Origin of the sequence: Chitinophaga polysaccharea (assembly GCF_902150045.1) — a bacterium.
GTDB classification, from domain to species: Bacteria; Bacteroidota; Bacteroidia; order Chitinophagales; family Chitinophagaceae; genus Chitinophaga; species Chitinophaga polysaccharea_A.
In genome coordinates this window covers 898,934-918,085 of the sequence record NZ_CABFVU010000001.1, presented here as the reverse complement: position 1 = coordinate 918,085, position 19,152 = coordinate 898,934, and the positions used below count along the sequence as shown (strand labels likewise).

The 19,152-nt window shown below is 47.7% G+C and carries 18 protein-coding genes and 3 tRNA genes; 14 read left to right on the top strand and 7 right to left on the bottom strand.

Going from position 1 to position 19,152, the window contains the following annotated elements; genetic code table 11:
- Window positions 1–70 precede the first annotated feature (70 nt).
- A complete protein-coding gene (locus FN124_RS03750; protein ID WP_142683440.1) occupies window positions 71–1,300 on the bottom strand; it encodes an NADP-dependent isocitrate dehydrogenase in 1,230 nt (409 codons plus the stop codon).
- 361 nt (window positions 1,301–1,661) lie between these two features.
- On the bottom strand, window positions 1,662–2,933 hold the full coding sequence (gene icd, locus FN124_RS03745) for an NADP-dependent isocitrate dehydrogenase (protein WP_142683439.1): 1,272 nt from the start codon (window positions 2,931–2,933) through the stop codon (window positions 1,662–1,664).
- A gap of 190 nt (window positions 2,934–3,123) precedes the next feature.
- Here icd and FN124_RS03740 point away from each other — a divergent pair, with 190 nt between their 5' ends.
- The 6 genes from FN124_RS03740 to FN124_RS03715 all read left to right on the top strand — a co-directional run bounded on the left by FN124_RS03740 (window position 3,124) and on the right by FN124_RS03715 (window position 7,512).
- The gene (locus FN124_RS03740; RefSeq protein WP_260607316.1) at window positions 3,124–3,729 is read left to right on the top strand and encodes an SGNH/GDSL hydrolase family protein; all 606 of its coding nucleotides are present in this window, start codon (window positions 3,124–3,126) and stop codon (window positions 3,727–3,729) included.
- Window positions 3,730–3,773: 44 nt separating this feature from the next.
- Window positions 3,774–4,442: a ferredoxin reductase domain-containing protein gene (locus FN124_RS03735; protein ID WP_142683438.1), complete on the top strand. Its 669-nt coding sequence runs from the start codon at window positions 3,774–3,776 to the stop codon at window positions 4,440–4,442.
- Window positions 4,443–4,559: 117 nt separating this feature from the next.
- A complete protein-coding gene (locus FN124_RS03730) occupies window positions 4,560–5,294 on the top strand; it encodes a LiaF transmembrane domain-containing protein (RefSeq protein WP_142683437.1) in 735 nt (244 codons plus the stop codon).
- A 60-nt stretch (window positions 5,295–5,354) separates the two neighbouring features.
- Window positions 5,355–5,708, top strand: coding sequence for a DUF4288 domain-containing protein (locus tag FN124_RS03725; protein ID WP_142683436.1), 354 nt, complete (start codon window positions 5,355–5,357; stop codon window positions 5,706–5,708).
- An 18-nt stretch (window positions 5,709–5,726) separates the two neighbouring features.
- On the top strand, window positions 5,727–6,791 hold the full coding sequence (locus FN124_RS03720; protein ID WP_221887720.1) for a sensor histidine kinase: 1,065 nt from the start codon (window positions 5,727–5,729) through the stop codon (window positions 6,789–6,791).
- A complete protein-coding gene (locus FN124_RS03715) occupies window positions 6,769–7,512 on the top strand; it encodes a LytR/AlgR family response regulator transcription factor (RefSeq protein ID WP_142683435.1) in 744 nt (247 codons plus the stop codon). The genes FN124_RS03720 and FN124_RS03715 overlap by 23 nt, the downstream gene beginning before the upstream one ends.
- A 184-nt stretch (window positions 7,513–7,696) precedes the next feature.
- Here the strand turns inward: FN124_RS03715 and FN124_RS03710 are convergent, their stop codons facing one another.
- From FN124_RS03710 to FN124_RS03700, 3 genes are read right to left on the bottom strand one after another with little or no spacing between them, the layout of a single operon-like run.
- Window positions 7,697–8,083: a thioesterase family protein gene (locus FN124_RS03710; protein ID WP_142683434.1), complete on the bottom strand. Its 387-nt coding sequence runs from the start codon at window positions 8,081–8,083 to the stop codon at window positions 7,697–7,699.
- Between the two features lie 33 nt (window positions 8,084–8,116).
- Complete coding sequence (locus tag FN124_RS03705; RefSeq protein ID WP_142683433.1) at window positions 8,117–9,997, bottom strand: Nramp family divalent metal transporter; 1,881 nt, start codon at window positions 9,995–9,997, stop codon at window positions 8,117–8,119.
- Window positions 9,998–10,012: 15 nt separating this feature from the next.
- The gene (locus FN124_RS03700; protein ID WP_142683432.1) at window positions 10,013–10,672 is read right to left on the bottom strand and encodes a metal-dependent transcriptional regulator; all 660 of its coding nucleotides are present in this window, start codon (window positions 10,670–10,672) and stop codon (window positions 10,013–10,015) included.
- Between the two features lie 132 nt (window positions 10,673–10,804).
- Between FN124_RS03700 and FN124_RS03695 the strand changes: the two genes are divergently transcribed.
- The 4 genes from FN124_RS03695 to FN124_RS03680 all read left to right on the top strand — a co-directional run bounded on the left by FN124_RS03695 (window position 10,805) and on the right by FN124_RS03680 (window position 12,325).
- The gene (locus tag FN124_RS03695) at window positions 10,805–11,746 is read left to right on the top strand and encodes a hypothetical protein (protein ID WP_142683431.1); all 942 of its coding nucleotides are present in this window, start codon (window positions 10,805–10,807) and stop codon (window positions 11,744–11,746) included.
- 279 nt (window positions 11,747–12,025) lie between these two features.
- Window positions 12,026–12,100: transfer RNA gene (locus FN124_RS03690), tRNA-Val, on the top strand.
- A 38-nt stretch (window positions 12,101–12,138) separates the two neighbouring features.
- Window positions 12,139–12,213 (top strand) — tRNA-Val (locus FN124_RS03685).
- Window positions 12,214–12,250: 37 nt separating this feature from the next.
- Window positions 12,251–12,325: transfer RNA gene (locus FN124_RS03680), tRNA-Val, on the top strand.
- A 77-nt stretch (window positions 12,326–12,402) separates the two neighbouring features.
- Here FN124_RS03680 and FN124_RS03675 read toward each other — a convergent pair.
- A complete protein-coding gene (locus FN124_RS03675) occupies window positions 12,403–14,547 on the bottom strand; it encodes a cation:proton antiporter (RefSeq protein WP_260607315.1) in 2,145 nt (714 codons plus the stop codon).
- 104 nt (window positions 14,548–14,651) lie between these two features.
- Here FN124_RS03675 and FN124_RS03670 point away from each other — a divergent pair, with 104 nt between their 5' ends.
- From FN124_RS03670 to FN124_RS03655, 4 genes are all read left to right on the top strand, one after another.
- Window positions 14,652–14,960, top strand: coding sequence for an ATP-dependent Clp protease adaptor ClpS (locus tag FN124_RS03670; RefSeq protein WP_142683429.1), 309 nt, complete (start codon window positions 14,652–14,654; stop codon window positions 14,958–14,960).
- 8 nt (window positions 14,961–14,968) lie between these two features.
- A complete protein-coding gene (gene aat, locus FN124_RS03665; RefSeq protein ID WP_142683428.1) occupies window positions 14,969–15,607 on the top strand; it encodes a leucyl/phenylalanyl-tRNA--protein transferase in 639 nt (212 codons plus the stop codon).
- 56 nt (window positions 15,608–15,663) lie between these two features.
- Complete coding sequence (locus FN124_RS03660; protein WP_142683427.1) at window positions 15,664–16,272, top strand: DinB family protein; 609 nt, start codon at window positions 15,664–15,666, stop codon at window positions 16,270–16,272.
- Between the two features lie 77 nt (window positions 16,273–16,349).
- Complete coding sequence (locus FN124_RS03655; RefSeq protein ID WP_142683426.1) at window positions 16,350–17,816, top strand: MFS transporter; 1,467 nt, start codon at window positions 16,350–16,352, stop codon at window positions 17,814–17,816.
- On the opposite strand, the gene mtaB is transcribed toward FN124_RS03655, so the two are convergent.
- Window positions 17,813–19,090, bottom strand: a complete 1,278-nt coding sequence (gene mtaB, locus FN124_RS03650; protein ID WP_142683425.1) for a tRNA (N(6)-L-threonylcarbamoyladenosine(37)-C(2))-methylthiotransferase MtaB — start codon at window positions 19,088–19,090, stop codon at window positions 17,813–17,815. The genes FN124_RS03655 and mtaB overlap by 4 nt on opposite strands.
- Window positions 19,091–19,152 lie beyond the last annotated feature (62 nt).

Genomic DNA, 19,152 nt, shown 5'->3' with positions numbered 1-19,152 from the left:
TCTTCACCTGGTTAAAATAAAAAAGCAGCGGAATGATATTCATCCCGCTGCTTTTTTTATTATTGGTAAATTAAGCCAGTTTCGCTTTCAGTGCGGTATCCAGCGCTTCCAGGAACTCTTCGGTATACAGGTAGTGTTTACCATGTTCTACTTTATTTCCATGGATACAAACAGCCAGGTCCTTTGTCATTTTACCACTTTCCACAGTTTCGATACAAACCTGTTCCAGCGCCTGGCAGAAGTTGATAAGTTGCTGGTTGTTATCCAGTTTACCACGGAACTCCAGGCCGCGAGTCCATGCGAAGATGGAAGCGATGGGGTTGGTGGAAGTTGGTTTACCAGCCTGGTGATCGCGGTAGTGACGGGTTACAGTACCGTGAGCGGCTTCTGCTTCCATTGTTTTACCATCAGGAGTGATGAGGGTGGAAGTCATCAGGCCGAGAGAGCCAAAGCCCTGTGCAACGGTGTCAGACTGTACGTCGCCGTCATAGTTTTTACAGGCCCATACAAAATTACCGTGCCATTTCAGCGCACTGGCCACCATGTCATCGATCAGGCGATGCTCATAGGTTAAGCCGTTGGCCTGGAATTCAGCTTTAAATTCCTGTTGATAGATTTCTTCGAAGATATCTTTGAAACGGCCATCATATTTTTTGAGGATGGTGTTCTTGGTGCTCAGGTATAAAGGCCATTTTTTCATCAGTGCCTGGTTGAAACATGCACGGGCAAAGCCTTTGATGGATTCGTCGGTATTGTACATAGCCAGTGCAACACCATCGCCTTTGAAGTTGTATACTTCATGTTCAATCACTTCACCGTTTTCGCCTTCAAACTTAATGGTCAGTTTACCCTTTCCTTTTGTAACGAAATCGGTAGCGCGGTACTGGTCGCCAAAAGCATGACGGCCAATGCAGATCGGCGCAGTCCAGTTTGGCACCAGGCGTGGAACATTCTTTGTTACAATTGGCTCACGGAATACGGTACCATCCAGGATATTACGGATAGTTCCGTTGGGTGATTTCCACATCTGCTTCAGGTTAAATTCCTTTACACGCTCTTCATCCGGTGTAATGGTAGCGCATTTGATACCTACGCCTACTTCCCTGATAGCGTTGGCTGCATCAATGGTTACCTGGTCGTTGGTAGCATCGCGGTGCTCCATGCCCAGATCAAAATATTTGATCTCAACATCCAGGTATGGAAGTATCAGTTTATCCTTGATGAATTTCCAGATGATTCGTGTCATTTCATCACCATCCAGTTCAACTACCGGATTAGCAACTTTAATTTTTTCTGCCATTTCGGGTTTTTTAAAATTAGATTAAAAGCATTTCACAACAATTATTCAAGCGAGTCCCAATTGGGATAATCACGAAAAATACGAATAGCTGTGAAAAAAACAAAATTTCGCGGAAATTGTCTTGGAACACTGATTACGCTGATTATACTGATTTGTTTGATTTTATTTTTTTGAATTAAACAGGCTGGGGAGATGGACGCGGATTTTGTCTTTTCCAGGATTATGATGATTTCGGGGATATTTTAATAAATAATTAAAATGGGTCGGGGAGATAAAAGTGGGTTTATCCACTTCTATCTCCCCGAATTATATAAAAATTTATCAGCTTAATCAGCGTAATCCTGAGTCAGACAAACTCCGCTTAGTGCTGCATTTGCTTGATCACTTCATCCGCAAATTCGCTGGTTTTTACCAGGGTGGCGTCATCCATCAGGTTGTAGAAGTCGATGGTAACGCGTTTGCGCATAATGGCGGTGCTGAGGCCGTGAACAATGATCTCAGCGGCTTCTTTCCAACCCATGTATTCCAGCATCATTACGCCGCTCAGGATCACTGAAGACGGGTTCATGGTGTTGGTATTGGCAAAGCGTGGCGCAGTGCCGTGAGTGGCTTCAAATACGGCATAGCCGGTGAGGTAGTTGATGTTGGCGCCCGGAGCAATACCAATACCGCCTACGGCGGCCGCTAATGCGTCGGAGATATAGTCGCCGTTAAGGTTCAGAGTGGCTACCACAGAGTAATCCTGCGGCGCCAGCAGGATCTGTTGCAGGAAGTTATCGGCAATTACATCCTTGATCAGCAGCTTTCCTTTTGCGGTGGCCACTTTCAACTCTTTATTGGCTTCTTCCTCACCCAGTTCTTTCTTTGTTTTTTCCCAGTGTTCCCAGGTATATACTTTATCGCCGAATTCTCTTTCTGCCAGTGCGTAACCCCAGTTTTTGAAACCGCCTTCGGTGAATTTCATGATATTGCCTTTATGCACCAGGGTAAGCGACGGGCGCTTATGTTCCAGCGCATAAATAATAGCGGCACGTACCAGTCGTTCTGTACCTTCAATGGATACCGGTTTAATACCCAGGGAAGAGGTTTCTGGGAACCTGATCTTCTTAACGCCCATTTCATTTTGCAGGAAATCGAGCAGTTTTTTTGCTTCAGGTGTACCCGTCATATATTCAATGCCGGCATAGATGTCTTCGGTATTTTCGCGGAAAATCACCATGTCCACTTTTTCCGGGTGCTTTACCGGAGACGGCACTTTGTTGAACCAGCGTACAGGCCTTACACAGGCGTAGAGGTCCAGTTCCTGGCGCATAGCAACGTTCAGGGAGCGGATACCGCCGCCAACGGGAGTTGACAGGGGGCCTTTGATAGATACCAGGTATTCTTTCAGTGCATCCAGTGTAGCCTTTGGCAGCCATTCGCCTGTTTGCTGGAAGGCTTTCTCACCTGCCAGTACTTCTTTCCATTCAATTTTCCTGTCACCGCCATAAGCTTTCTCTACAGCTGCGTCGAATACGCGTACACTGGCTCTCCAGATGTCCGGGCCTATTCCGTCGCCTTCTATAAATGGGATGATGGGTTGTGCAGGGACCTGTAACAGGCCATTGTTCATCGTTATTTTTTCTGCCGGCATAAAACGGTTTCTTTATGCGTTACGTAATTGTTGTAATCGCGTGCAAAGGTAAGGCTTTTCAGTTTACGCAATGGGAAGATTTGCTCTTTATTCTGCAAATTTAACACCTGCATATAACTTTTTGCTTATGTTAGGATTAATGTTATTTTGCTGCTCATTTTTTTGCAGCAACAAAATTTCAGCTACCAGCATGATACCAGTTACGTATCTCGCCCTTGGCGATAGTTATACTATAGGTGAACAGGTTGCCTATTCCGAATGTTTTCCTGTACAGGCCGCCGCTTTGCTGCGGGAACAGGGCATAGCAGTGGAAGCCCCGCAGATCATAGCCACTACAGGCTGGACCACCGGCGAACTGGAAGCCGGTATCACGGCTGCTCATATACATAAAACTTACGATATAGTAACGCTGCTGATCGGCGTAAACAATCAATACCGTGGCCGCCCGGTGGAAGAATATGCAACGGAGTTTACCGCCCTGCTGCAAAAGGCTATTGCCTTTGCAGGTAACAATCCGGCCCATGTGGTAGTGCTGTCTATCCCCGACTGGGGCGTAACGCCCTTTGCGGCAGATCGTAACCGGGAGCAGATCAGCCGGGAAATAGATGCCTACAATGCTGCCAATAAAACTATCGCGGGGGAATGGCTGGTGCCCTACCTGGATATCACGCACTTTACCCGGGAAGCTGTGCAGGACCCGGAACTGGTAGCGGCAGATGGACTGCACCCTTCGGGAAAAGACTATAGCCGCTGGGCAGCAGCATTGCTGCCTTTATTGCTGCAGGCATTGCGCTGAGACGAAAAATTACCCTACTTTCATATCCAAGAAAACCTGAACAAATGGAAAGCCATATTGTAAAAATCCTGGCTGTAGCCCCTGTAACACACAATGTCCGCCAGTTTACCGTGGAAAAGCCCGCCGGATACACCTTTGTGCCCGGCCAGGCCACAGAAGTATCTATCAATAAACCCGGATGGGAAGAAGAAAGACGCCCTTTTACCTTTACAAGCCTTACCTCGTGGGATCAACTGGAATTCACCATTAAGATTTACGATGATCATAACAGCGTTACCCATGAACTGGGGCTGCTGAAAGCCGGAGATGAACTTATCCTGCACGATGTATGGGGTACCATTCATTATAATGGGGAAGGCGTATTCATTGCCGGGGGAGCGGGCGTTACCCCCTTTATTGCCATCCTGCGCGATCTGCAGCAGAAGGGCCAGCTGGGCAACAACCAGTTGATCTGTTCCAATAAAACCCTGGCAGATATTATCCTGAAAGATGAGTTTGAAGCCATGCTGGGCCCCCGCTTTATTAATACCCTCACTGAGCAGGAGGTACCCGGCTACGATCATCATACCATCGATGAAAGTTACCTGAAAGAGAAGATCCGGAACTTTAACCAGCATTTCTATATCTGTGGCCCCGATCCTATGGTGCAGCAGCTGAAAGCCATCCTGGTAAAACTGGCCGGAAACGATGCCCTGGTAACGGTGGAAATATAACCCGTCATTTTCACCGGCTATTTCCTGCTTTTTACCGGTTAGGGTGCTTTATTAGCCTAAACCCTGTTTCCAATAACAAGGGGCCGTTCTACATTTGTATCATAAACAATAAAACAAATGAGAAACGAAGATATCGAAGCATCAAGAAGAAAAGGCCGTTTTGTAGGCGGTGCAGTTCTTATCATCGTTGGTGCCTGCCTGTTATTACAACGCCTGGATCTGAACCTGCCCCACTGGCTGTTTTCCTGGCAAATGATCCTGATAGCGGTCGGTATCGTTATTGGTGCAAAACATAATTTCAGGTTGGGAGGATGGATCGGGATGGTTTTGCTGGGCGGAATCTTCCTGGCAAACGAAATATTGCATCTGCCTTATGCCACCGCCAAGTTTATATGGCCGGTAGCATTGATCCTGGTGGGAATTATGCTGATCTTTAAAAGGAATTATCCCGGGAAAGATTGGGCAGCCCGGAAAAAGAGCTTCGGCGCAAGCCAGGAGTTTGCAACCGGTGAAGATGTGCTGGAAGCCACCGCCATTTTTGGCAGCGTGAATAAGGTGATCATGTCCAGGGACTTTAAGGGAGGCGACGTAACCGCTATTTTCGGAGGCGCTGTACTCAACTTCATGAAGGCAGATATCAATGGTGCCGCTGTAATAGACATATCAGCCGTTTTTGGTGGTTGTGAAATTGTTGTGCCGGCCAACTGGAAGATACAGGTGGATATCACTACCATCCTGGGTGGCGTGGAAGATAAACGCCACACGGATCTGATAACCAACGGCCCCGCTGAAAAGCTGCTGATCCTGAAAGGCGCCTGTGTATTCGGTGGCGTGGAAATAAGAAGTTACTGATCATAAAATATCCATATCTCAACCTTTATTCTATCTTCTCCAACTTTTAAATTTAATTTTATGCATTGGTTTGTTGCGAAAGTTGTATACCAGATCATCTGTGGCGAAGGCAATCATACCCCGCAGTTTGATGAACAATTAAGATTAATCAGCGCTGTTACCAAGAAAGACGCCTGCGATAAAGCCCGCGAAATTGGTATGCAGGAACAATATGCTTTTAAGAATCAACAACAGGAACTGGTACAGTGGAAGTTCATCAATGTACCGGAAGTATATACCCTGGACCAGCTGACAGATGGCATGGAACTGTACTCCCGCATCGAAGAACCGGGAGATCCTAATTCCTACATCGCCTGGCTGCAGATGAAATCTGCCCAGTTACAGGGCCAGCAGTACATTGAGCTTAACGTATAACAAGAAAAAACGGCTTCTTTGTTTAAACAATTGATGAAAGGCAATTCCTGGTGGGCTTTCCTCACTTCCTTCGCTATATGGATGTTCTTATATAGCGGGCTGTTGTGGTACTGGTACGACCTCCCCATCTGGGAATCCGCTACAGACAGCGCAATACACGTGATACTACTGGGAGCCGCCGGTATTATAATCAGCCATAACGTGGCTTATTACCGCCCGGCAGACGGCACCATGAAGTTTGGCTACGTGGCCATCGTGAGCTTTTCCCTGTCTGTACTGTGGGTATGCCTGAGCCGCTGGCTCCTCGTCTCCGCCTTTCCCGACAACGCACGGTATATCAATTGGCTGAATAATGCTATTCCCATCCATGCCTTTGTTGGATGGATGCTGATTGCTGGTATCGGCTTCAGAAGCCAGATGTTGTACGATGTGGAAGAACAACAGGAATCCCGCGACCGTAAAGAAGCTACAGAGAAAATAGTAAGAGAAGCAGAGCTCTTTAAACTGCGGCAGCAACTGCAGCCGCATTTCCTGTTTAACAGCCTCAACTCTATTAACGCACTGATCATGCTGCGGCCCAAAGAAGCCCGCCAAATGGTATTGAAGCTTTCTGATTTTCTGAGAGGATCCCTGAAGCGGGAAGATGACCAATGGATCACACTTGCCGAGGAACTGAACTACCTGCAGCTCTACCTGGATATAGAGAAGGTGCGGTTCGGTCATCGGTTAACCACCAACATTACTTCCTATGAGGAGACAGATAACATGCTGCTGCCACCCATGCTGCTGCAGCCTGTAGTAGAGAACGCCATTAAATTCGGACTATACGATACCACTGGTGATATCACCATCAGCATAAAAACATGGTCGCAGGATAATATGTTGTACATCGCGGTACAAAACCCGTTCGACAACGAACTGCAGCAACCAAACAAAGGAACAGGCTTTGGTTTGTCGTCTATACAACGCAGGCTCTACCTGCTGTTTGCACGACAAGACCTGCTGGAAACCTCCGCTGTTGAAAATATATTTACTACCACTATTAAAGTACCACAGTCGCATGATAAAAGCAGTATTAATTGATGATGAGCCATTGGCCAGGGAAGTGGTAAAGGAATACCTGTTAAACTTCCCCCAGATAGAAGTAGTACAGGAATGTAATGATGGATTTGAAGGGTTAAAGGCTATACAACAACATCAGCCGGATATTATTTTCCTGGACATTCAAATGCCCAAGATCACCGGTTTTGAAATGCTGGAACTCGTGGAAAATATGCCTGCAGTGATCTTTACAACCGCCTTTGAAGAACATGCTATCAGGGCTTTTGAAGTACATGCGGTCGATTACCTGCTGAAACCTTTTTCCAGCGACCGCTTTGATAAAGCGGTGCAGAAATGGCTGGATCATTTTCAAACAGCTACCGCCGGCAATAATACGGAAGCACTGCTGGAAACCGCGGCAGCAACACCTTTGCAAAGCAATCGTGTGGTAATAAAGATCAACGGGAAAATCAAGATCATCCCGGTACAGGATATCCATTACCTGGAAGCAGCAGATGACTACGTGAAAATAGTAACGCAGGAAGGTAGCTTCCTGAAGAATAAAACAATGTCGTTTTTTGAGAAGATGCTGGACCCGCAACAGTTCACACGGGTGCACCGCTCCTATATCCTCAATGTAAACCAGGTAACCCGTATAGACCCTTATGAAAAGGAAAACCACCTGGCCATCCTGCGCAGCGGTGCAAGGGTACTGGTAAGCAAAACCGGTTACCCGCGGCTGAAGGCGGCGCTGGGATTGTAGCGGAGCTTGTCTGACTCAGGATTATGATGATTTTGCTGATTTCCCTGATTTTATTTTATAAAATATTAGGAGAGATGAGAACGGATATATCCGCTTTCATCTCTCCTAATAATAATTGCAAGTATCTAAAAAATAAAAATCAGCAACATCATCATAATCCTGAGTCAGACAAGCTCCGCGGCGATCAACGCGCGAAAAGTTTTGCCAGTTTTTCTTTGGGGAGGATCTTTTGCACCTGCACCCCCCTGGCCACCACACGGCCATTGCAAACGGCTTCATAGTTACAGGTAATTTCGTGATGATGTATCTGTGTAATAACGGCTGTAAAATCCACCCGGCTGCCGGCTACGGCAGGGGAGAGGTGATCCACGGTAAGCCGGGTGCCAATGCCTTCTTCATGCGCCTCCTTCATTTCCAGTACAAACAACCGGCAACACCATTCTGCATCCCGCGCCAGTGCAAAGGTGGCATATACGGGATGAACACTGCCACTGTCGAAGGTGGCACAGTCTTCCTGCCGCACTGTGCGACTGAAATACCTGGTATCTCCCGGCTTGAAAATGGAAAGCATATATTTATCGTTTACCCGTTATAGTTAGTATGTTTATTGCACCACCAACACGGGGATCTTTACCTGGTGTCTTACCTGGTTAGCGGTTTCCCCATACAGCCAGTCTTTGAAACCCCGGTGCCCGTGCCCTCCCAGTACAAGGAAGTCGGCCTTTTCCTGGCGTACAATGCGGGCAATTTCACGGGCCCGCCTGCGGAAGCCAAGCACGCCTTTGGCCTTGATATTGCGGCTTTTCAGCAGGGCAATATAAGTATCCAGCTGTTCCTGGTCGCGGCGTGTTTCCAGGTCGTCCGATTCTTTCCCGAAGTATTTGGCGGAGGCGCTTTCCACGATGTGAATAAGGATATACTGCGTGTGTTCATTACCGTGAGCAATGGCGTTGGTCACTATGTCCTTATCGCGTTGCGAAAAATCCAGGGCCATTGCGATGCACTGATAAGAGGGCTTTTCCATTTCTCCCAGCGATACCTGCGTGGTATGGATACCGGCAGCTGCATCTTCGCGGTAGCGGCGCCGCAGGGGATATACAATGGTGATGAGGAGCAGCACCACGAAACCGATGCAGCCGGCCATAATCAGTCCATCTACAAATATATTCCCGGTACCAGACATATACTCAAAGGCTTCTGACAATACCATCCGCATGTTAAGGTACACCAATAAACTGGTGACCAGCCAGCTGAAGATTTTAGTGACAGGCTTAATGGCGAATGCGCCCATTGTCTTTTTATCGCTTACAAAATGGATGAGTGGGATAATGGCAAAGCCGAGCTGCAAACTGAGCAGCACCTGGCTGAACACCAGGAGTGCTCCTACTTCTTCATCGCCGGCAATGAGTATTACCAGCAGGGCGGGGATGATGGCCAGCAGCCGGGTGAGGAGCCTGCGCAGCCAGGGGTTGATACGCAGGCGCAGGTAGCCTTCCATTACAATCTGCCCGGCCAGTGTACCGGTTACCGTGGAGCTTTGTCCTGCCGCGATCAATGCTACTGCAAACAGGACCGGCGCCAGCTTGCTTCCCAGCAACTGATCCAGCAGCCGGTGCGCATCCTGTATTTCCGCCACATCTGTTCTGCCGCTTTTGAAAAATACGGTGGCCGCTAGTATCAAAATGGCGGCATTTACCAGGAAGGCGAGGTTCAGCGCAATAGTGCTGTCAATGAAATTTATTTTAATAGCCTGCCTGATACCTGTATCATCCCGTTTTATTTTCCGTGTTTGCACCAGGGCAGAGTGGAGATACAGGTTGTGCGGCATCACGGTGGCGCCTATAATACCAATAGCGATATACAGGGCGGTGTTGTCGGGGATGGAAGGAATAAAGCCTTTCACTACCTCGTTCATCTGCGGTTTTACCAGGATCAGTTCCACGAGGAAAGAGGCGCCTACAATGGCAACAAGACTGATAATAAATCCTTCCATCTTACGGATGCCGTAGCGCTGCAGAATGAGCAGCAGGAAGGTATCCAGTACGGTGAGGCTCACGCCCCATACCAGCGGCAGCCCTGTCAGCAGCTGGATACCGATGGCCATTCCCAGCACTTCCGCAAGGTCGGTAGCTGCTATGGCTATTTCTGCCAGTATGTACAGGATGAAATTTACCAGGGGTGGATAGGTTTCCCGGTTTGCCTGTGCCAGGTCACGCCCGCGCACAATGCCCAGCCGGGCGCTCAAACTTTGGAGCAGCAGGGCCATGAGATTACTCATGAGCAATACCCACAATAATTTATAGCCGTACTGGCTGCCACCTGCCAGGTCTGTGGCCCAGTTGCCGGGGTCCATATAACCTACGCTCACCAGGTAGGCGGGGCCAAAGAAAGCGAAAATCTTTTTCCACCTGGATTTTCCGTTTGTTTCTACACTCTGATGTACCTCACTTAACGATGCTGATGAATGTGTATGCTCGATGCTCATAGTATATGCTGATGATTATAGAGGTCTGACCATAATATTTTTCGCCACCTGTTCGCTGATGGTGATGGGAGATTGCCCTTTTACTTTTATTTCTATAGAATTATCGTATTCGTAATGCGCTATGATTTCCAGCTGGGTGCCAAGCTTTATCCCTTTGGCGTTGAGAAAGGCCAGCAGGGCGGTAGACTGGTCCGTTACGGCGGTTACCACCAGCCGTTTGGCATTGGCCTGATCCAGCGAGGTTTGAGGGCGGGGTTTGACCAGTTTCCCGTTGGCATCCGGGATAGGGTCGCCATGAGGGTCTATTACCGGGTTACCCAGGAATTCGCTGAGCCGGTTGGTAAGCTTTTCGCTGCGCACATGCTCCAGCTCCTCTGCCAGTTCATGCACTTCTTCCCAGCTGAACAATAGTTTATCCACCAGGAAGCACTCCCACAGGCGATGGCGGCGCACAATCTGCAGGGCGGCCTTCCTGCCGTCGGCGGAGAGCGTAATACCCTTGTATTTCTCGTATTCAATCAGTTTCTTCTCTTTCAGCTTTTTAGCCATGTCAGTAACCGATGCCGGCTTTGTATCCAGCTCATATGCCAGTGCATTAGTGGTAACTACCGCATCGCCCTCCTGCAGTTTATAAATCGACTTTATATGGTTCTCCTCTGCGATCGATAAATTCATGTTATCTAAAATATTATTTAGACAAATCTAAATAATAAATCTGAACATTTATCTATCCGGTATGTTTTTTGATTTTTTAACGCGCACATATAAAAATTATATATAACTTTTCGCTCAGAATTAACTATTGTAATGAAGCGTTTCCTCTTATTATTACTGGCCATCGGTATGCTGGCAGCCTGCAAATCAAAAAAGAAAAAGGGTGATGGCAATGAGCCCATGACATTTGAAGACTTTCAGGCATTGTTTACCCCTGGTACATTGCCCTACAGGCTCACCCCGGACACGCTCCAGCTGAAACAACCGGATTCATTGCGGCTGGATACTGCCGCCATGCGGTTTTTAACAGATACCCTCACGAAAGGTGATTTCTCCAGAAGTGAGCCGGTGAAATATTTTCCGTTACAGCGGATCCCCGGCAATACGGTGAATTATATGACAGTGAAGGCTACAGGCAGGTCGCAATCTGTAGGTTATCTCTGCTTCCTGGATAAAAAAGGCAAATATCTCAACAGGATACGTGTAGCCGGCACAGGTAGTGCGGATGGCACAGTTACCTCCCTGTTAATAGACAGCAAAAATGTAGTAAAGATCAGCAATGAAAAGAAATTGTCGGGTAGCCGCAGCGCATTGAAAGAAGATTTTTATATGGTAAATCCCGATGGAACTGTTACACTGATCATGACTAACTCCAACGGGCCTACGAATCCGGGACAGATCTTTAACCCGATCGATACCTTACCACGTAAACATAAGTTTTCCGGCGACTATACTTCCGGCGATATGAATATTGTATCCATCCGCGATGGGGATGATACCAAATCATTTCAGTTCTTTATCACCTTCTCAAAAGACAACGGTAATTGCAAAGGAGAACTGAGCGGAAGAGGGCATTATATTGGCGGTAACAGGGGAGAGTACAAAGACAAAGAATCATCCTGCGGCATCGCTTTCCAGTTTACCGGCAATCGCGTCAGCATCCGTGAAATAGGTGGTTGCGGCGCTTATCGGGGTATCAAATGCTTTTTCGAAGGCGGCTTCACGAAGAAGATGGAAAAGAAAAAGAAGAAGTAACGTGAATTTTGTCTGACTCAGGATCATGATGATTTTGCTGATTACCCTGATTTTACTTTTACTATTGATTTTAATAATAATAATTAAGGGAGATGTGAGCTGGTACGTTGCTCATATCTCCCTTGGTCTTTATCAAATTCCAAAAAATAATCAGCAAAATCATCATGATCCTGAGTCAGACAAAATCCACGTTTTTTCAAAAAATATTTGGTGAAATAAAAATAGTTTATACCTTTGCGATCCAATCGAACGAAAGGGACGATAGGTTAGAAACAAAATGGGAGCTTAGCTCAGCTGGTTCAGAGCATCTGCCTTACAAGCAGAGGGTCACTGGTTCGAATCCAGTAGCTCCCACACAAAGTAGTTTGACATATTTCCGAAGATCTTTAAGAGGGAGCTTAGCTCAGCTGGTTCAGAGCATCTGCCTTACAAGCAGAGGGTCACTGGTTCGAATCCAGTAGCTCCCACACAAAATTGTTTGACATATTTTCAGAAGATCTTCAGGGGAGCTTAGCTCAGCTGGTTCAGAGCATCTGCCTTACAAGCAGAGGGTCACTGGTTCGAATCCAGTAGCTCCCACACTACACACAATAAAAAAGGTCCTGCAGAAATGCGGGACCTTTTTGCGTTTAGCCACCGGCTGCCGGTAGTAACCATTATTTTTTGAATATCCGTTTCACTGCTTTACCCAGTTTATTAAGGTTTGCAATCTGCTCCTGGATGGGCGCCAGCGTAAGGTCTTCTGATTGCAGCCCTGCTTCCAGTGAATCAAATTCTCTCTGTTCCGGGTATAAAAGGATCACATTATTGTCTTTGAAATGACGCTCCAGTTTAGCGGGAATACCATCCATATACGCATGATAGGAAAGCGTGCTTTTACGGGCTGTAACCACCACCACCAGGTCGTCGCGGTTGATTTCCCTTGAAAGCACCAGGAAATCCTCAATGGTATCAAACTGCCGGAAATCCAGGTCCACGCTCATCTTTGTCTGCTCCGCAAATGCCGTAGTAATGGTTTGTGTTTTTTCATTACAGAAAACCAGTAACCTGGCGCCTGCCTGTTTAGCGAGCATAAACATTTTTTGCATGTAATGCAGGAAGCCCAGCTCATATTCTGCATTGGGCGGTATTATCAGCGCCATCTTTTTAGTGGTGTTCAGGGGGGAATGGAAGTTACATACATATACCGTTTCCCATACACGCTGTAAAACGTTATCCAGTGTAGTACCAAAAATGTTGCCCAGCCAGCGGTCGGTGGTGCTTGTTTTATCAGTCCAGCCAAGTATCACATCGCTGATCAGCAGTTCCTTTGTAGCACGTGTAATACCATCGGAAACGTTGAGGTCAATACGGGTAACCACCTGTACATCACTTTCCGTGGCGGCGGCATGTATCACAGCCTTTTCCAGCATTTTATTGGTGAGGTGAATCTTTTCTTTTGCTTCTTCATTATCCTGTACTACCGCCAGCGGGTAAATAGGCGTTTGGGCGCTGTGGTCTTTGATCATCACGGCAAAGTCGAGCAGCGCTTCAATACGGTCGGGGTTGGAAACCGGCACCAGTATACGTTCCGGCTGATCGTCCGGTTCCGGTTTGCTTTCTGCTTCCAGGATGGCCAGCCGGCGGCCGGCATTTTCTGTAACAAAAGATCCCACCAGGCAGGTAATAAGAATAAGTATCACGGTACCATTCAGTACATGTTCATCCACAATATGCATATTATACCCGATGAGTATTACTGCGATAGTAGCGGCAGCATGGGCGCTGCTGAGCCCGAAGATCACCTTGCGCTGGTTGGGGCTGTATTTAAAAACCAGCTGCGTGAACATTGCCGCCAGCCATTTGCTGCTAAGCGCCATCAGCGTGAGCGCGCCGGCTATGATCAGTGCTTCGGGGCCTTTCAGTAATACCCGCAGGTCTACCAGCATACCCACACTGATGAGGAAAAAAGGAATGAAAATAGCGTTGCCTACAAATTCGATGCGGTTCATCAGCGGGGAGGTATGCGGGATCAACTGGTTGAGCGCCAGCCCGGCAAGGAATGCACCGATAATACCCTCTACACCAGCCAGTTCTGCCAGGAAGGCGGAGGCAAATACCAGCGCCAGCACAAAAATGAAATGCGAGGTTTTATCGTCTTTTATCTTCTTAAAAAACCAACGGCCAAGCATAGGCATCAGCCAGAGGATAATAGCGGCAAAAATGGCTAGTGAAATGCCCAGCCGTACCCAGAAATAAGTATTGAGATTGCCAGCCTGCGCACCGGTGATCACTGCCAGTATCAGCAGCACCGCTGTATCGGTAATAATAGTGCCGCCCACTGCCACGGTTACGGCTTCATTTTTAGTGATGCCGAGCCGGCTTGCCAGCGGGTAGGCCACCAGCGTATGGGTGGCAAACATGCTGGATACCAGCAGCGTGGCCATGAAGTTAAACTCCAGCACATAGGTACACACCACGTATCCCATTGTAAGGGGAATAAAGAAGGTAAAGGCGCCGAACACCATGCTCCGGTAGCGGTTCTTGCGAAATTCGGTCATATCCAGCTCCAGGCCCGCCAGGAACATAATATACAACAGCCCGGCCTTGGCAAAGAGGTCGATACTGTCTTTCTGAATTATTTTAAAACCATGATCACCGATCAGCATACCTGCAATGATCAACCCTATAATACTGGGTATCCGCAACTTACGTAACAGGATGGGCGCCAGCAGTATTATAAACAATACCAGCGAAAAGATCGGCACCGGATCTTTCAGCGGTAAATTAGTATTCATCAGTAAAACCAGTCCGTTCATCATAACCATTTTTTAAATTCGAAGCATCCTGAAATCCGCAAATCTCTGCTAAATATGGATAAATTAACGAATAATCCATGTAATTTTGCATAAAGCTTTTATTAAAGATGAGCGATCATACAAGTACAAAAGGATTACCGGAGGAAGAGACAGATGTGCTGGTAGCGGAAGATGAGCAGTTTCCGTTCAGCCTGGTAGTCTGGAATGATGAGGTGAATACATTCGATTGGGTCATTTCTTCACTGATGGAGGTTTGCGGGCATACGCACGAGCAGGCCGAACAGTGTGCGCTGATTATTCATTTTAATGGAAAGTATGCTGTTAAACAGGGCGAATATCTCAAGCTTCGCCCCCTTTGTGAAGCCCTGCAGGAGAGAGGACTTAGTGCCACTATTGAAGAAATGGCAGGCAGCTGATTCCTGATATGACTGTTTTTCGTCTTAATAAACAACTGGTTTTTCCACCTGTTCAGCTTTCCGAGCCGGACGGATTACTCGCCGTAGGAGGGGACCTGTCGGTGGAGCGGTTGCTGCTTGCTTACCGTTCCGGTATTTTCCCCTGGTACGATGAACCACCTATTTTGTGGTGGAGCCCTGACCCCCGCTTCGTATTATTCCCCGATGAACTGAAAGTATCCGCCAGCATGAAACAGGTATTACGTAAAAAGCAATTCCGGATCACTTTCAATGAAGACTTTGCAGGTGTGATTGCCCGCTGCAGCAGTATTCCCCGTCCCGGCCAAACCGGCACCTGGATTACGCGGGAAATGCAGGAAGCCTATACACGGCTGCACCAGGCAGGCTATGCCATGTCTGTAGAATGCTGGCAGCATAATGAACTGGTGGGTGGCCTCTATGGCGTTAAAACGGGTCCTTTCTTTTTTGGGGAATCCATGTTTGCTACCGTGAGCAATGCCTCCAAAGCGGCGTTTATCACTTTTGTGCAAACTTATGCACATGAGCTTCAGATGATCGACTGCCAGGTACATACCGACCACCTGGCCTCACTGGGCGCAGGATTTATCACCAGGGAGGAATTTCTGGAGATCATCGGTTTTTCGTAATTTGTCTGTCTTCTGATCAATAACTCCAATTTCCTGGCACTTAAATTTTAACCACGATGAAAAAGTTACTACTGCTGCTGACAATAACCGTTTTTTCAGCAGTTACCGCTTTCCGCCCTGTACCGGGCGTAAAGGAAGACAGATCCCTTCTGCTGGCTCAGCTACAGCAAACAAAGGATCAGCTTCTGAAAGACGTGCAGGGCCTCACGGATGCACAATTGGAGTACAAGCCCTCGGCCGACCGCTGGTCGGTGATCGAATGCGTGGAGCATATTACCCTGATTGAAAAGGCTATCATGGAAGGAGAGCAGAAACTGGTACAGCAGCCAGCCAATCCCCAAAGAAGAAAAGATATTAAAACTACGGACGAACAGATCATTAAAAATGTGGAAGACCGCAGCCATAAAGTAAAAGCGCCTGAGTATGGCGTTCCCAAACACAACTACTCCTCCAATGCGGAAGCGATCAAAGCATTTATAACCCAACGCGATAAGCTCATCGAATATGTAACCAACACCCAGGACGTAATGCGTGATCACATTACCGACCACCCTGCGCTGGGCCCTATCGATGCTTACCAGTTGTTACTGCTGGATGCCGCACACACCAACCGCCATACGCAGCAGCTCGAAGAAGTAAAGGCAGACCCGGGTTTCCCGAAGTAATACGGCCATCCCTGCTGTTTGGCATGGTATAATCATTGCCGGTGCACGGGTATCTGTTTATACTGAAAGCTGAAAGTATGAATCTGAGACCGCGCACCGACATCACCGAATCTGAAAGGGCACAGGGAATGAAGCTGATCATAGGCGACGGGCTGGCGGCTGAAGCCATGATCACGCTTACCGGAGGGGCATTCCTGGTGGCAATGGCACTGTTGATGGGAGCCAATAACCTGCAGATAGGGTTGTTGTCCGGCCTCCCCACTTTCACCAACGTGTTCCAGTTAATATCCATATGGCTGGTGCGCCGTAGTAATAACCGGCGACTGGTAACGGTGCTGTGCTCCCTCCTGGCCAGGATCCCGTTACTGCTTATAGGCGCCATTCCCCTGCTGTTCCCGCAAACGGGCAATATCAATTTCCTGATCTTCTTCCTTTTCTTTTTTTACTTCTTCGGCTCTATCGCCGGGCCCAGCTGGAACGCCTGGATAAAGGACCTCATTCCCGAACAGGTCATGGGGAGTTACTTCGCCAAAAGAAGCAGCTACACACAGGGATTGAATGTGATATTAAGCCTGGTGGCCGCTTTCGGTGTGGATTATATCCGGCGGTATTATCCTGCCTATGAGCTCACTACCTACTACTGTATGTTTATTGCTGCTGGTATTGCTGGTATTGCAGGTGCATTTATACTGGCCGGGGCGGTGGAGCCGCAGTCGTATATGGATAAAGGAAATTTTTTCAGGTTACTGATACGCCCTTTGCACGATAATAATTTTCTCCGCCTGCTGATCTTCAACTCCGCCTGGGTATTTGCATTAAATATAGCCACACCATTTTTTACTGTATTCATGATGCAGGGCATGCAGCTGTCTCTTTCCGTGATTACCATATTGCTGATGGTAAGCCAGCTTACAGGTGTATTTACTTTCCGTATGTGGGGAGTATTTGCAGACAGGTACAGCAATAAGACCATCCTGGCCATCAGTGGCCCCTTATATATTGCCTGTGTGGTAGGATGGTGTTTTGTAGGAATTTATTCAAAGGTGTATGCCAATATAGCATTGCTGGTACTGATCCATATTTTCACCGGTGTTGCCAATGCAGGCATTAATCTTTCGCTAACCAATATCGGCCTCAAACTGGCCCCCGCAAAGGATGCGGTAATATATTTATCTGCGAGGAATATCATCACCGCCGTTTTTTCTGCGCTGGCGCCACTGGTGGGCGGTTACCTGGCGGATTTCTTCGAATCAAGGCATGTACAGATCGATGCTACTTTCTCCGGGCCGCATACCACAAAAGTCCTTCACCTGTTGGCGCTGCATCAATGGAACTTCCTTTTCCTCATTAGCGCCATCCTGTCGCTGGTATCGCTGGAGTTATTACTGCTGGTTCAGGAGAAAGGAGAAGTGGGAAAAAGTATAGTAGTGCGGATTATGCGCAGCAGTATCAAAAGCAGCCTGAAAGATTACTTCCTCATAGGCAACCTGATCTCCTGGCATGATCATTTCCGGGGCTTCCTGCTCCGGAGGAAATCCGGTTAGCGCAGGTTCCAATCGATCAGCTGGTTATGCCATTCCTGGCGGAAAGGAGTGGTTACTTTGATGTAGTTATCCGTATAGCCTTCCATCATACCATCTTTTCCCAGCGATTCAAACAGCACTTTCCTGGTTTGATGCAGGTGCTGTTCATTAAAGAACTGCTGCTTTTTGTGGCTGAGATTGCGCAGCATTTTGTTGCGCTCGTTCCTGGTATGTACAGGCACTACCGGCCTGATATCCAGTGCAGCGGTATTGGGACGTTCCGAGTAGGTGAATACGTGAAGATAGGATACATCCAGTTCATGCAGGAAATCGTATGTTTCGCGGAAATGCGCATCGCTTTCACCGGGGAAACCTACGATCACATCCACGCCAATGGCGCAATGCGGCATAAATTGTTTGATCAGGGCCACTTTTTCTGCATACAGTTCACGGCGGTAGCGGCGGCGCATGAGGCCCAGTATCTCGTTACTGCCGCTTTGCAGCGGAATATGGAAATGAGGCATGAACCTGCGGCTGTTGGCTACAAATTCAATGATCTCATTGGTAAGCAGGTTAGGTTCTATGGAAGAAATACGGTACCGGGAAATGCCCTCTACTTTATCCAGTTCCTGCGCCAGTTCAAAAAAGGTTTCTTCCCTTTTTTTCCCGCCTTCAAAGCCTTTACCAAAATCGCCCAGGTTTACGCCGGTGAGCACAATTTCCTTCACACCGTTGGCAGCCAGGTCCTGCGCGTGTTTTACCACGTTGGCAACACTGTCGCTGCGGCTTTTGCCACGAGCCATTGGAATGGTACAAAAGGCGCAGGTATAGTCACAGCCATCCTGTACTTTCAGAAAGGTGCGGGTGCGGTCGTTCAGCGAATAGGAAGCATGAAAACTATTCACCTCCTCAATATCACAGGAGCAGATCTTCGCGCTGTCTCCCTTGGTGAGCGTTTTGAGGTGTTCGGCGATATTAAATTTCTCTGCCGCGCCCAGTACCAGGTCCACGCCTTCAATAGAAGCAATTTCTTCAGGTTTCAGCTGGGCATAACAGCCGGTGATCACTACCATGCTGCCCGGCGCGCGGCGCTGTATGCGGCGCACCAGCATACGGCACTCCTTATCGGCATTATCTGTTACAGAACAGGTATTGATCACATATACATCTGCTGTTCCTTCAAAATCCGTTTTTACAAACCCATCCTGTTCCAGTAACCTGCTGATTGAAGAGGTTTCTGAAAAGTTCAGCTTACAGCCGAGTGTATGAAATGCTACTGTTTTTACCTGTTCCATAAAGGGAGGCAAAGGTAGGAACTTTTTATGTCATAGTTAGGTAAGGAATTTTTAACTATTTT

Bases quoted from the DNA above. Each gene is read 5' to 3' on its own strand.
- FN124_RS03750 (WP_142683440.1), bottom strand. From the start codon at position 1,300: ATGGCAGAAAAAATTAAAGTTGCTAATCCGGTAGTTGAACTGGATGGT.
- icd (WP_142683439.1), bottom strand. From the start codon at position 2,933: ATGCCGGCAGAAAAAATAACGATGAACAATGGCCTGTTACAGGTCCCT.
- FN124_RS03740 (WP_260607316.1), top strand. From the start codon at position 3,124: ATGATACCAGTTACGTATCTCGCCCTTGGCGATAGTTATACTATAGGT.
- FN124_RS03735 (WP_142683438.1), top strand. From the start codon at position 3,774: ATGGAAAGCCATATTGTAAAAATCCTGGCTGTAGCCCCTGTAACACAC.
- FN124_RS03730 (WP_142683437.1), top strand. From the start codon at position 4,560: ATGAGAAACGAAGATATCGAAGCATCAAGAAGAAAAGGCCGTTTTGTA.
- FN124_RS03725 (WP_142683436.1), top strand. From the start codon at position 5,355: ATGCATTGGTTTGTTGCGAAAGTTGTATACCAGATCATCTGTGGCGAA.
- FN124_RS03715 (WP_142683435.1), top strand. From the start codon at position 6,769: ATGATAAAAGCAGTATTAATTGATGATGAGCCATTGGCCAGGGAAGTG.
- FN124_RS03710 (WP_142683434.1), bottom strand. From the start codon at position 8,083: ATGCTTTCCATTTTCAAGCCGGGAGATACCAGGTATTTCAGTCGCACA.
- FN124_RS03705 (WP_142683433.1), bottom strand. From the start codon at position 9,997: ATGAGCATCGAGCATACACATTCATCAGCATCGTTAAGTGAGGTACAT.
- FN124_RS03700 (WP_142683432.1), bottom strand. From the start codon at position 10,672: ATGAATTTATCGATCGCAGAGGAGAACCATATAAAGTCGATTTATAAA.
- FN124_RS03695 (WP_142683431.1), top strand. From the start codon at position 10,805: ATGAAGCGTTTCCTCTTATTATTACTGGCCATCGGTATGCTGGCAGCC.
- FN124_RS03675 (WP_260607315.1), bottom strand. From the start codon at position 14,547: ATGATGAACGGACTGGTTTTACTGATGAATACTAATTTACCGCTGAAA.
- FN124_RS03670 (WP_142683429.1), top strand. From the start codon at position 14,652: ATGAGCGATCATACAAGTACAAAAGGATTACCGGAGGAAGAGACAGAT.
- aat (WP_142683428.1), top strand. From the start codon at position 14,969: ATGACTGTTTTTCGTCTTAATAAACAACTGGTTTTTCCACCTGTTCAG.
- FN124_RS03660 (WP_142683427.1), top strand. From the start codon at position 15,664: ATGAAAAAGTTACTACTGCTGCTGACAATAACCGTTTTTTCAGCAGTT.
- FN124_RS03655 (WP_142683426.1), top strand. From the start codon at position 16,350: ATGAATCTGAGACCGCGCACCGACATCACCGAATCTGAAAGGGCACAG.
- mtaB (WP_142683425.1), bottom strand. From the start codon at position 19,090: ATGGAACAGGTAAAAACAGTAGCATTTCATACACTCGGCTGTAAGCTG.